The sequence below is a fragment of the Candidatus Palauibacter scopulicola genome, from assembly GCF_947581915.1.
Classification (GTDB): Bacteria; Gemmatimonadota; Gemmatimonadetes; order Palauibacterales; family Palauibacteraceae; genus Palauibacter; species Palauibacter scopulicola.
Genome location: NZ_CANPWG010000060.1, coordinates 78,920 through 91,355, shown reverse-complemented (window position 1 = coordinate 91,355; position 12,436 = coordinate 78,920). Strand labels below are relative to the sequence as shown.

Sequence of the window (12,436 nt, the reverse complement as noted above, 5' to 3'; positions counted from 1 at the left end):
AGCCGCGCTCGCGCAAGACCACGGCGCGGCTCACGAGCCACGCTGCGCCGCGCCCACCGATACCTTCCGACAACTTGCGCTCGGCCGTCAACCTGACTTCAACGGCCCCAGAAGCGGGGCCGCGTCCGCCCTCGCTTCCCCAAGCGGTGGCCGGAGATGCGGTTGCCGCCGGACGAGGTCCGGTCGATCCTTGATGGTACACCAACTTGCCTGTTCAAGGACCGGCTCGATGACGGAAGATCACGACGCTGCCGAGAAGAAGAGACGCGACGCGGAAATCGAACGCGCGATCGAAGCGCTGCTCGCGCTCCGCAAGGAGAGCAGGCTGGACGGCGTGAGTTGGAAGGTCCTGCGCGACGCGGGGCGGCGGTGAGCAGGAGAGGCGGCAGGCCGATGCGTTTACTGCCATGTGTATTGTGCGTGGGTCTCCTGGGGGTTGGCGTCTCGGGGTGCGGGGTGGCCGAGGGACCGACGTCCGTCGGGCCGTTCGACGTGCTCCTCACGGGGGCGCGGATCGTGGACGGGGCGGGGAACCCCTGGGTGCGGGGCGACGTCGGCCTGCGCGGGGACCGGATCGTGGCGGTCGGGAACCTCGCGGGACACCCGGCGGCGCGCACGATCGACGCGGCGGACCGCGTGGTCAGCCCTGGCTTCATCGACATGATGGGTCAGTCGAGCGTCGTCCTCATCACGGATCCGCCCAGTGCCGAGAGCAAGCTGCGGCAGGGGATCACGACCTACCTCTCCGGCGAGGGCGGGTCGGCCGCGCCCCAGAGCGATGCCACGCAGCCCTGGGGCCTGATCGTGAACGGCGAGGAACTGCGCTGGCGGACGTACGCCGAGTACTTCGCGCACGTCGAGCGCATCGGGATCCCGATCAACGTCGTCCACAACGTCGGACTCACCCAGGTGCGGCGCGTGGTACTGGGCGAGGAGGACGTGCAGCCGACGCCCGAACAACTCGAGGAGATGAAGGCGCTCGTGCGACAGGCGATGGAGGACGGCGCCGTCGGGGCTTCCACGTCTCTCATCTATCCCCCCGCCGTGTACGCGACGACGGAGGAACTCGTCGAACTCACGCGCGTCGCGGGCGAGTACGGCGGGACCTACTTCACGCACATGCGGAACGAATCGCACTCGGTGCTGGAGGCGATCCGCGAAGCGATCGAGATCGGCGTCCGCGCCGGCACCCCCGCCCACATCTATCACCTCAAGGCCGCGGGACAGGAGAACTGGCCGCTGATGGCCGAGGCCCTCGCCCTCATCGACTCGGCGCGCGTGGCCGGGATCGACGTAACGGCGGACATCTATCCCTACATCCGGAACGGGATCGGCCTCGGGTCCTTCCTCCACCCGCGGCACTACGCGGGCGGCAGGGCTCCCTTCCTGGAGACCCTGTCCGACCCCGCGGTGCGGGCCGAACTCCGCCGCGAGGTGGAGATGACGTCGGACTGGGAGAACTGGTACCGCCACGTGGGGATGGACTGGGACAAGGTCCTCATCGTCTCCGCTCCCGACGAAGTGGACCAGCGGGTGATCAACCTCTCGGTCGCCGAGGCGGCGGACCTCCTCGGGACCGATCCCTGGGACGCGTTCTTCGATCTCGTGCAGGCCGGCGGCGTGAGCGTGAACCCGGAAAGCATGAACGAGGAGCAGAAGTGGCAGGCGCTCCGGGCCGAGTTCGTGATGATCGACACCGACGCCTCTCCGGTGAATCCGGCGACCACGGCGAGTTCTCATCCGCGGGCGTTCGGGGCCTTCCCGCGCGTGATCGCAAAGTACGTGAGAGAGGACGGGATCCTGAGTCTGGAGGACGCCGTGCGCCGCATGACCTCGCTCGCCGCCCGCCGGCTGGGGCTGGCGGACCGGGGCCTGATCGCGCCGGGGATGGCGGCGGACCTCGTCATCTTCGATCCGGAGGAGGTGCGGGACATGGCCCGTTTCGGCGACGCGATGCGCTATGCCGAGGGGATGGACTACGTGTTCGTGAACGGCGTGCCGGTGATCGACGGCGGCGCGCTGACGGCGGCGCAGCCCGGTCGGCTCCTGCGCCGCGAAACGGGAGCGATGCCGTGATGAGCCGGAGTGCGAAGATCCATGCCACCACTCGCGCCCGCCGGATCTACCTGCTCGCCGGGGCCGGCCTCCTCGTGTCGGGAGCCGCGGGCCCGGCGGGGGAGGGCGCGCCTTCCCCGCCGCACGGCAGCGATGCCCGCTTCGTGGTCGAACTCGAGTGGCCGCGCGAGAACATCGCCCGCACGCTCGGCGTCGCCCGCTCGGAACTCGGCATGTACGGCCGCGGCAACCCGTTCCAGACGCGGGACATCGGCGACCTGACGTGCGTCGTCGGCCCCCTCTTCGCGCTCGACATCGACGACGGGTTCGCGTTCGACATCGATGAGCCCGTCGACCTCGTGGTCACGTACGCGCCGGAATTCACGGGGCCGTTCAGCGTCGGGTTCAACGACAACGGCGGCGACGGGATCGGCGAGTCCGCGACCGTCGAGCCCGAGTCCGGCCCCGCGTCCGGCTCGGCGCTCGCCACCGCCCGGGTGAGGCTCGAGCGCGCCCGCTTCGCCGCGCACGGCATCCGCGACACGGACCTCGCCATCGGCGGCCCGGAGGGGATCGCCCTGTGCGACATCGAGGTCGTGCGCAGCCACGCCACGCCCGTCCCGGCTGGCTACGGCACGCTGCGCCTGGCGGTCGAGGATGCGGCGAGCGGGCGTCCGGTCCCAGCACGGTTCGGCCTCTACGACGAGACCGGCCGCGCTCCGCTCCCCTCCGAGCGCTCCGTCCTCGTGCACCGCTTCGTCGACGAGGTCCGGCTCCTGTGGGTGAACCCGCGCACGTGGTGGCCCTCCGAACACCGGCTGGCGTTCTACGTCGATGGGGAGTACGAGGCCCGCCTCCCGGTCGGGAGCTACGAACTCGTCGCGACGCGGGGCCCCGAATACCGAGGCTACGAGCGGACCGTCGAGGTGCGCGCCGATGAGACGACCGATCTCACTGTCTCCCTGGAGCGCTACGCCAACCTCCCCGCCGAGGGCTGGTACTCCGGCGATTCCCACGTCCACATCGCGCGCGAGCATACGGAGGACGACGCCGTATGGGCCCAGATCGCGGCCGAGGACATCCACGTCGCGAACCTGCTCGAGATGGGGAACATCGCCGTCACCCACTTCAAGCAGCCGGCGTGGGGGGAAGCGGGACAGTACGTGCGCGAGGGCCACGCGCTCGTGTCCGGGCAGGAGGACCCGCGCACCGTCCAGCGGGGGCACACGATCCACCACAACCTGCAGCGTCCCATCCGCCCGGATCCGGAGTCCTACTTCCTCTATCACCGGGTGTTCGAGGAATCGCGCGCTCAGGGCGGGATCTCCGGCTACGCGCACATGGGCCAACTCTTCAACGGCGAGCGGGGGCTCGCGCTCGATATGCCGTTCGACCTCGTCGACTTCATCGAGGTCCTGCAGGGCGGGCGCCTGTACGACGACATCTGGTACAGCTTCCTCAACCTCGGCTTCAACGTCCGCCCCATCGCCGGCGCCGACTACCCGTACTTCGGGCCCACGCTGCCCGGGGTCGAGCGCACGTACGTGAAGCTGGACGGGCCGTTCGCCCCGAACGAGTGGTACAACGCCTACCGCTCGGGCCACACCTACGTGAGCAACGGACCCTTCCTCGAGTTCCGCGTGAACGGGCGGGAGATGGGCTCCGAGCTTCGCGTCGAGCGCGGGGAGAGCCTCGAGATCGTGGCGGAAGCGTCGCTGAACCCCGACATCGACCGCCTGAACCGGCTGGAACTCGTCGTCCACGGAGAGGTCGTCGCCGCCGCGACCCAGGCGTTCGGGGACGGCGACCGGCTGCGGCTCGCCACGCAGATCGAGGCCGACGAGAGCCTGTGGGTCGCCGTCCGCGCCTTCGGCGACCGCGACGGAGAACGGGACATGACGGTGGCGCACAGCGCTCCGGTGTTCGTCGTCGTGGAGGACGAGCCCTGGTGGAAGCTGGAGGCCGTGCCCGAACTCGTCGCCCGCCACCGGGCCAAGCTCCAGGAACTGCTCACCGAGCCCATCCGGCCCGCGGGCGATCTCGAGTACTGGGAGACGACCCGCCTCCTCGAAGAGGAATGGGAACAGCAGCGCCTCCGCCTCGAACCGCGCGTACAGGAGGCCGAAGCCCGCTACCAGGCCCTCCTCGACCGCGCCGCCGCGGCGGCTACTTCGTCATGAGCGGCTGACTCCGATCTCTCGCTCGAAACGGTCGTCCAGGAAGGTTGCCATGTCCTCCGGGACGCCTGCCGCATCGGCGTAGGCCGACCAGCCGTCCAGCGCCTCGATCACCTGCTCGATGATGCGTCTTCCGTCGGCCGGGACGTCGAACGTGCGTCCCACACGGAGCAAGTCCGTCCGCGTGATGCTGCGGAAGCGCCCGTTGACCGACATCTGGTGCTGCCGCGTCCACGTGTCGTTCTCCGCGTACGTCAGGTCGTAGGCGGGCGCGAGCCGCCAGCGGCCGCTCGGATCCATGAGAAACCCGAAGTTCTTGACGTGGTCGTCGAAGTTGACCGTCGCCACGTTGAACACCATGCGCCGGAACGCCTCGTTCACCGATGGCTGCCCCAGATCCAAGGCACGGATCGTGTCGAACCAGCCTTCGTAGCTGAACACGAACTGGTCGTTGAAGTCGATGTGCTGCAAGCCACCGAGGCTGTGCAGGTGGAGTCGTCCGAAATCGGTGCGGTCGAAGCGTCGCGTCATGAAGTGGGCCAGATCGCCGTCGCGCAGCAGGTGGGTCTTCGCCATCCGGATCCCGGCGTCTCGCGCCATGCGGGAATAGGCGTATTCGACGCGACCCCAGGGACCGGGGTGTCGGTGGGTGCGCATGCCCAGCCCCGACGCGTCCCGGCTCACGCCGTCGAACTTGATGAGCCACAGTTCTTCGCCGGCTTCTGGATGCGCGAAGCCCGATCGCACGCGGCCCGTTTCGCGATCCCAGCGAATCAGCGCCTTGGGCCGGGCACCGCCCGCGCTTCCTCCCACCTGCATCATTTCCGGCACCGCGACCGAGACATCCCCCTCGATCACGCGTCGCGCCTGGTCGACGAGCGCTTGCACCTCCAACGCCTCCTCGGTGCCCGGGCCGGGGTCGTGCGCAGGCTGAAACTCCAGCGCGCCCATCGCGCGATCTCCCACGTAGAGCAGCCGCTGGAGCGGCGACAATGCGTCCTCCGGGCGCCCCCGCGCCTCGAAATAGCGTCGGATCACGGCGTTGCCGAAACGGTCCGGCAGCGCATCGGCGAACACTCCGGGGAGTCCCAGGAACGCGGGCCTGCCGGCGAGTTCGGGGAAGGAGACCGGTCCCAAGCGATCAAGCGGCAGGTGAATCGGCGAGATCTCGAGTCCGGAATCCCGGAACGCGCGGTCGTACTCGAACGTGATCCGCCCGTCGTCCGTTTCGAGGAGGAGACCGACGTCGCGTCCCCACAGTTGCACGCCGACCGTGGTGTATCCGTTCACGAAGCCGGCTCCGGCGGCGGTCGTCCGGACGCCCGCTGGCGCACCTTGCCCTTCAGTTGCTCGATCTCATAGGGGGATGGCTCCAGAGGCGGGATAAGGGCCTCGAACGCCTGGACCCGCCCCAGGCCGCGCATGATCCGCACCAGCGTCTCCGTGCCCACGCTGTGCCCGGCCTCCACCCGGTCGATCGTTCGGGCTCCGACTCCGGCACGGGCGGCCAGATCCTTCACGCGAAGGTTCTGGCGGAGGCGCAACGCCTTGAGCCGCGCGCCCAGTTCCCGCATCACATCCGGTGTGCGGCTCGTGGCGACGATGGTTCCCATGTGCCGGCGCTCCAGTCCGATTCGTGGTCCATGGCCAAGCGCGCCCTGTCTTGGTGACGCGTAAACGAAGCCAATCTAGGCACGGAGCGTGTCTGCGTCCATTACGCAACATATGGCGTGTTTACAGCAAATACACATATAACGCGCCGTATACGACGCATAATAACGATCCATCATCGCAGTGCCCGCGCAGCACGGCCGTTCCGTTCGCAGCATTCTGCGCGCCGCCGGCGCATGCGCGCGTATCGGTGCTTTCCGTACGTTGGTGAGAGGCATGGATGCCCCGGCACGTCATTGGTGTGGTGTCGCAGAAGTCCGCGAGCCACCGAGAGCGCCGAGGCGCCGATCTCTGCAAGGCGCTCCGACGAGGAATAGCAGAGCTATTGCGAGAGGAGGAGCAACGCCGCAGGGGCGGATGCATCGGCGCTCGAATGGCCGTGGGCTTCTGCGATACCACACTAGGAGGACCCTATGCGCCGCCCCGCTCTTCTCGCTCTCTGCTTCGTTCTATCTCTTGCCGCCCTGGCCCCGGCCATCGGGTCGAAAATCCGAGCGCAGAGCCTTTCGCCGATCGATTCCGAGACGCGCTGGACGCTGTCCGCGGTGGGGGATGTGATCATGAACCGGCGCACGGCGCCGTTCGATCACCCCGGCGACCCGGGTTTTCACGACCTCGCCAACATCATCCGCGCGACGGATGCCGCCTTTCTGAACCTCGAGCAGTCCGTGTTCCGGCTGCAGGAGTTCACGGGCTGGCCGGCGGCGGAGAACGGCGGGAACTACGAGGTGGGTTCGCCCGAGACGCTCAAGGATCTCGTGGACATGGGGTTCAACCTCTACAACCGGGCGAACAACCACTCGACGGACTACGGGGTCGAGGGCATGCGCCTCACGAACCGGCTGATGGACGAGTGGGGCCTCATCCACTCGGGAACGGGCGAGAACCTGGGCTGGGCCAGCCGTCCCGGATATCTCGAGACGCCGAAGGGCCGGATCGCGCTCATCGGGATGGCGTCGACCTTCACGCCGATGTCGCGCGCCGGCAAGACCGGGCCCACCGTGCAGGGGCGGCCGGGGCTGAACCCGCTGCGGCTGAGCACGCGCTACGAGGGATCGCCGGAGACGATGGCCGCGCTGCGGGATGTGGCGCGCCGGCAGGGCGCGAACGTGTCGGACGACCCGGACGCGCCCGTCCGCGTATTCGGTTCCACCGTGTTCCCCGGCGACGAGGACCGCGCGACCGTGTCGCTCAACGACGAGGACCGCGAGCGCGTCCTGCACGAGGTGCGGAACGCCACGGACCAGGCCGACTACGTCGTCGTGAACAGCCACTCGCACGAGCCGGGCAACGCCTTCGTGACGGCGCCGGCGTGGATGGAGGAGTTCGCGCGGCAGACGATCGACGAGGGGGCGGATACGTTCATCATCCACGGGCCGCACCAGCTCCGCGGCGTGGAGATCTACCGGGGCCGGCCGATCTTCTACTCGCTGGCGAACTTCATCTTCCAGAACGAGACGATCGACCCCATGCCCTCCGATCAGCGCGACCGCTACGGGATCCCGCTCGACCGGCTCGCGTCGGAGATCTACGACACGCGCTTCCAGGTGGACGAGGACGGCAACCCCACGACGGGCTTCCCCATCGGGTCCGAGTGGTACGAGAGCGTCGTTCCGGTCGCGACCTTCGAGGGAGAAGAGGTGGTCGAAATCATCTTCCACCCGATCGAACTCAGCTGGAAGGCGCCGCGCGGACGGCGGGGGACGCCGCGGATCGCGCCCGAGGAACTGGGCCGCCAGATCATCGAGCACCTCGCCGAACTGTCACGCCCCTACGGCACCGAAATCACGTATGAGAACGGCGTCGGCGTCTGGCGGCGCTAGGGAGTGCGGCGCAGTTCGACGGGTTGGCCGTGGGGGGTGTGGCGGTAGGCGTCCGCCCACGCCTCCTTGCGATCGTCGAGGGCCGCGGCGGAGCTGAGCCGGCGGTCGACGACGAGCCGTTCGAGGGCGGCGACCCAGTGGTGGTAGTACCGGGAGCCGTCGTCCGGCTCGCCGCGGGCCTCCGCCTCGGCGAGTTCGTCGGCGAGCGTCCCGGCCCACTCCTTCCAGGTGAAGTGACCCTCCTCGGAGAGCTTCACCGCGAGCGCGAAGGCCTGCGCCTGCCACGGCGCCTCGAACACCGGGCCGTCCTCGTCCGCGGGCAGCGGAGGGAGCGCCGCGAGACGTTCGGCGTCGACGCGTTCGGCCCCGCCCCCTCCGGCCCCGCCCCGCCCGGCGCTCGTCATCACGCCGGCTCCAGGTAGTCTTCCCACAGGTCGACGTAGATCGCGTCGCCGGCGCCGGCCCGCTCGCCCCACAGTTCCCGCGCCTCGAAGCGCACGGAGTAGACGTGTTGCGGGCGGCGGTCCAGGGGACGCCGTCCGTCCGCGTCCGTGTCCTGCAGCGCGTAGACGCCGTAGTCCTCGACCACGGTTCCCTGCCGCCCGCGGACGTAGCGCGGCTGCCGCGTATGGCCGCGCGGGTGGAGGTTGCGCGCGCGCACCCGGTCGTTCGGCGCGAAGCGGGCGGGTACATCCATGTCGAGGAGCCCGGCGCCCGGCGCCCCGGTGTTCGAAGGCGGGAGCCGCTGCGGCCGCGGCGCCCCCGGATCCGGGTAACCCGTCTCCAGCTCGGTCTCGGAGATCAGACCGCTCACGAGCAGCCGGGTCGTCATCATCCGGAACCAGCGCTCGTAGTAGGACATGCTGAGGTACTCGACCGGGGGGATGCTCTCGAGCGTGTAGCGGAAGGAGGGCCATTCGCGCCCCCGGCCCCACGGACCGACCGCCCTGGTGAGCGCGTACACGCGCCCTTCCCAGCGGTGGTGGAAGACGGGTTCGTTCTCCTCGGGCTCGATCGGACCGAAGCCGTCCATGCCGCCCATGTCGTGGACCGTGTTCACCGGTCGCCTCCCGCCGGGTCTCCGGACTGGCCTCCCGCCGGCGCCTCGACCCGGGCCACGCCGATCATCGAGTCGCGGCTGACGATCCCCGCCAGTTCCTCTTCGCTCATGTCCTCGGTGCCGGCGGGCCGCTCCGGGAGCACGAGATAGCGGATCTCCGCGGTGCTGTCCCAGACGCGGACCTCGACATCCTCGGGCACGTCGAGGCCGAACTCGCTCAGCACGGCGCGCGGCTCGATGACCGCCCGCGCCCGGAAGGGGGCAGACTTGTACCACACGGGGGGCAGGCCCAGCGTCGGCCACGGGTAGCACGAGCACAGCGTGCAGACGACGAGGTTGTGCACCTCCGGGGTGTTCGCCACCACCTTCATGTGCTCGCCCTGACCGCCGAGATAGCCGAGTTCGCCGATCGCCGCGGTCCCATCCGCCAGGAGCCGCTCGCGGTACGCGGGATCGACCCACGCGCGCGCGACCACCTCGGCTCCGTTCCGCGGGCCGATCCGGTTCTCGTACGTGTCGACGATCTCGTCCAGCGCCGCCGAATCCACCATCCCCTTCTCCACGAGGACGGACTCCAGCGCCCGCACCCGGAGGGCGATGTCCGGCGGCACGTCCTGGTGGTCATGATCGTGCCCGTGGTCGTGCCCGTGGTCGTGTCCGTGCCCGGTCTCGTGGGCGTGGGGGGACTCCGGCTGCTCAGCCATCAGCTTTCCCGGGGTGGCGAACGCGGCCGCTCCCACGGCCGCGTCCCTGATGAATCCGCGCCGGTCGACCGGCCGCCCTTCCGATTCGTCCATACGCACTCCTTGCTCCGTTCATGGTGTTCACGGGCTGCTGGACCGCGCAACGGCCTCGCCACGGCGAAGCGGCGGAAAGAAGCCCGAAATCAGGTCGAAAGCCACGTCTGAACGTTGTTCGAACGGCGGGGATTGCGCCATCCGGGTTCCCGCCCGCACCCTTCGGCGCATGACCGTCTCCTACGAGAACTCGAAGGCCGTCTTCGACGGGATCAAGGCCGCCGGCATCCGGAGCATCTCCGCCCTGCCGGAGACCTGGCTCGGTCTCCTCCTGCAGCGCGCCGAGGACGATCCCGAGGTCGATCTCATCCAGGTCGCCAAGGAGGAGGAGGCGGTCGGAATCGCGGCGGGGGCGTACTTCGCCGGCGAACCGCACATCCTGCTCATGCAGAACCACGGCTTCTTCGCGGCGATGAACGGGATCATCTCCCTCGCCCAGCTCTACTCCGTACCCCTCTGCATGCTCATCGCGGTCCGGGGGCACTGGGGCGAGCCGTACCCGTGGCACACTCGCGGCGGGATCGTGACGGAGGGGTTGCTCCAGGCGCTCAACATCCCCTACCACCACGCGAGAGATCCGGCGCTCGTCGCCAGGGAGATCGCCGAGGCCTACACGCTGTCGCAGAGTTCGCTCTCGCCGGTCGCGCTGCTTCTGACGCGCGACCTGATGGAAGTGTGATGCGGGACGGCGGATCGACCCGGGGGAAGGAGCGCTGATGCAGCGGGCGGACTGCCTGGAGCTGATCTACCCGGAGATCGAGGACAAGCTGGTCGTCACGATCATGGGGGCCTGCGCCCAGGAGCTGTACGACCTCGGCCACCGCGAGAACTTCTTCTACCTGCAGCACGCGATGGGACTCGCCTCGTCGATCGGCCTCGGCCTCGCGAACCATCTGCCGCACGAGAAGGTGATCGTGCTGGACGGGGACGGATCGGCGCTGATGAACCTCGGCACCTTCACCACCCTCGCGCGCTACCGGCCCCGGAACTTCCTCCACATCATCTTCGACAACGGGAGCCTCCTCTCGACGGGAGGGTTCGAGTCGCACACCACCTCGGGCGTCACGGACCTCGCCGCGATCGCGCGCGGGGCGGGGATCGAGCACGCGGTGTCCGTCGATTCGCCGATGGCGTTCGGAGAGGCGTTCGTCGAGGCGATGGAGCGGGACGACCTCGGCGTGATCGTGGCCCGGGTCGACGCCGTGGGCCCCGACCACTACGGCATGGACTTCGCGCTGCCCGAGAACGCCTTCCGCTTCAGGCGCTGCGTGCAGGAGCGCCGCGCCGCGACGGGTTGGGAGCCGCCCCCCCCGCCGGGGCACATGGGCGTCGCGTAGACTCGCTCACAGGCCGAAGTCCTCCGCGATCGAGTGGAAAGTTGCGGCGGCCGACAGGATCACGCCCGGCACTCCGGCCCCCGGATGCGTGCCCGCACCGACAAGATAAAGCCCCCGCAACTCCTCGCTTCGATTGTGGGGCCGGAACCAGGCGGTCTGCGTGAGGCGCGGCTCGATGCCGAACGCGTTCCCGAGCGTCGCGTTGTACTCGGAGCGGAACCTGTCCGGGGTGAACACATGCTTCACTTCGATCGCATCCCCGAGTCCCTCGAGTCCCCAGGTCTCGAGACGCCCGATCACCCTCCGGGTCATGGGTTCGGCCTCCCGCTCCCAGTCGATGCCCGAGGCGGCGTTCGGCACGGGTACCAGCACGTAGAGGCTCTCGCACCCCGGAGGGGCCATCGACGGGTCCGTGCGGGTGGGGGCGTGCAGGTACATGCTGAAGTCGGCCGCCAGCGATTTTCGGTCGAAGATGTCGCGCACGAGATCTTCATAGCGCGGTCCCAGAATCAGCGTGTGATGCGACAACTCGGGGTACTGGCGCCGGACTCCCAGGTAGAGGAGGAAACAGCTCATCGACTGGTGCATTCGCGCGAGCCGGCGGTCGGTCCAGCGTCGCCGCCGCAGGTGACCCAGGAGTTCGCCGTAGGTATGGCCGATGTCCGCGTTGCTGACCACGATGTCGGCGGGCAGGAGCGCTTCCGCGGGGTTCTCATCATCATCGCCCCAGGCGACCCGGACTCCCGTTGTGCGTCCCCCCTCCGCTTCGATGCGAACCGCGGCCGTCCCGGTGCGTACGATCCCGCCGATGTCGCGGAAGAGGGCCTCGAACCCCTGCACGAGGCTGTACATCCCGCCACGTGCGAACCATACCCCGCCCTCCTTCTCGAGATAGGGGATCATCAGGTAGATCGAAGGTGAGCGGAACGGGCTGCCGCCGAGGAAGAGGGGGTGGAAGGAGTACAGGAACCGGTGTCGCCAGTCGCGAAAGTAGCGGCGGACGAAGCGTGCCACGGGCTCCCAGGCACGGAGGCGTACGACCCTGGGTGCGAAGGCCGCCATCGAAGAGAGGGTGTCGAACGGTCGCGCCCCGAGTCCCTCGCGGATGACGGCGTCGTAGATGGGGGCGAGCGCGGCGAAAAAGTCGTCGAGACGCTCCGCATCCCGCGGGTCGAACTCCGCCATCGCCGATTTCATCCGCTCGAGGTCCGAGGTGTAGTCGAGGTGGCTTCCGTCGTGGAACCAGACCCGGTAGAAGGGGTCGAGCGGCACGAGCGACACGTAGTTCCAGAGCCGCTTGCCCGCCGCCCGGAACACATCGTCGATGAGGTTGGGCGCGGTGATGAGGGACGGGCCCGTGTCGAAGATGTAGCCGGCATCGCGGAACTGTCCGGCGCGCCCGCCGAGTTGCGGTTGCTGCTCGACGAGCGTCGTCGCAACCCCGGCCGCCTGGAGACGGATGGCCGCGGCCAGCCCGCCGAAACCGCTCCCGATCACCACCGCTTTCCCGCTCACG

Annotated in this window: 12 protein-coding genes; 6 read left to right on the top strand and 6 right to left on the bottom strand. The window is 69.0% G+C overall.

Features of this window, described 5'->3' with window-relative positions; translation table 11 throughout:
- The first annotated feature begins 229 nt into the window (after positions 1-229).
- Genes RN743_RS11975 through RN743_RS11965 form a run of 3 tightly spaced genes read left to right on the top strand, consistent with a single transcriptional unit; the run spans position 230 to position 4,235 of the window.
- Positions 230-373 (top strand): hypothetical protein, encoded by a 144-nt coding sequence (locus RN743_RS11975; RefSeq protein ID WP_310780085.1) that lies wholly within the window; start codon positions 230-232, stop codon positions 371-373.
- 20 nt (positions 374-393) lie between these two features.
- Positions 394-2,076, top strand: coding sequence for a D-aminoacylase (locus RN743_RS11970; protein ID WP_310780084.1), 1,683 nt, complete (start codon positions 394-396; stop codon positions 2,074-2,076).
- A complete protein-coding gene (locus RN743_RS11965; protein WP_310780083.1) occupies positions 2,076-4,235 on the top strand; it encodes a CehA/McbA family metallohydrolase in 2,160 nt (719 codons plus the stop codon). Before RN743_RS11970 ends, RN743_RS11965 begins: the two co-directional genes overlap by 1 nt.
- Here RN743_RS11965 and RN743_RS11960 read toward each other — a convergent pair.
- Entirely contained in the window at positions 4,230-5,522 is a 1,293-nt protein-coding gene (locus RN743_RS11960) for a type II toxin-antitoxin system HipA family toxin (RefSeq protein WP_310780082.1), read from the bottom strand. The genes RN743_RS11965 and RN743_RS11960 overlap by 6 nt on opposite strands.
- The gene (locus RN743_RS11955) at positions 5,519-5,845 is read right to left on the bottom strand and encodes a helix-turn-helix transcriptional regulator (protein WP_310780081.1); all 327 of its coding nucleotides are present in this window, start codon (positions 5,843-5,845) and stop codon (positions 5,519-5,521) included. Before RN743_RS11955 ends, RN743_RS11960 begins: the two co-directional genes overlap by 4 nt.
- Before the next feature lie 471 nt (positions 5,846-6,316).
- On the opposite strand from RN743_RS11955, the gene RN743_RS11950 reads away from it, so the two are divergent.
- Positions 6,317-7,726, top strand: coding sequence for a CapA family protein (locus tag RN743_RS11950; RefSeq protein WP_310780080.1), 1,410 nt, complete (start codon positions 6,317-6,319; stop codon positions 7,724-7,726).
- On the opposite strand, the gene RN743_RS11945 is transcribed toward RN743_RS11950, so the two are convergent.
- From RN743_RS11945 to nthA, 3 genes are read right to left on the bottom strand one after another with little or no spacing between them, the layout of a single operon-like run.
- Positions 7,723-8,130, bottom strand: coding sequence for a nitrile hydratase accessory protein (locus tag RN743_RS11945; protein ID WP_310780079.1), 408 nt, complete (start codon positions 8,128-8,130; stop codon positions 7,723-7,725). The genes RN743_RS11950 and RN743_RS11945 overlap by 4 nt on opposite strands.
- On the bottom strand, positions 8,130-8,786 hold the full coding sequence (gene nthB, locus RN743_RS11940) for a nitrile hydratase subunit beta (protein WP_310780078.1): 657 nt from the start codon (positions 8,784-8,786) through the stop codon (positions 8,130-8,132). Before nthB ends, RN743_RS11945 begins: the two co-directional genes overlap by 1 nt.
- The gene (gene nthA / locus RN743_RS11935; protein WP_343219028.1) at positions 8,783-9,490 is read right to left on the bottom strand and encodes a nitrile hydratase subunit alpha; all 708 of its coding nucleotides are present in this window, start codon (positions 9,488-9,490) and stop codon (positions 8,783-8,785) included. Before nthA ends, nthB begins: the two co-directional genes overlap by 4 nt.
- A 262-nt stretch (positions 9,491-9,752) precedes the next feature.
- Between nthA and RN743_RS11930 the strand changes: the two genes are divergently transcribed.
- Both RN743_RS11930 and RN743_RS11925 read left to right on the top strand, forming a co-directional pair.
- Positions 9,753-10,262, top strand: a complete 510-nt coding sequence (locus RN743_RS11930; protein ID WP_310780076.1) for a thiamine pyrophosphate-binding protein — start codon at positions 9,753-9,755, stop codon at positions 10,260-10,262.
- 37 nt (positions 10,263-10,299) lie between these two features.
- Positions 10,300-10,920, top strand: a complete 621-nt coding sequence (locus RN743_RS11925; RefSeq protein WP_310780075.1) for a thiamine pyrophosphate-dependent enzyme — start codon at positions 10,300-10,302, stop codon at positions 10,918-10,920.
- A gap of 6 nt (positions 10,921-10,926) precedes the next feature.
- On the opposite strand, the gene crtI is transcribed toward RN743_RS11925, so the two are convergent.
- Complete coding sequence (gene crtI, locus RN743_RS11920; protein WP_310780074.1) at positions 10,927-12,435, bottom strand: phytoene desaturase family protein; 1,509 nt, start codon at positions 12,433-12,435, stop codon at positions 10,927-10,929.
- Between the last annotated feature and the right edge of the window lies 1 nt (position 12,436).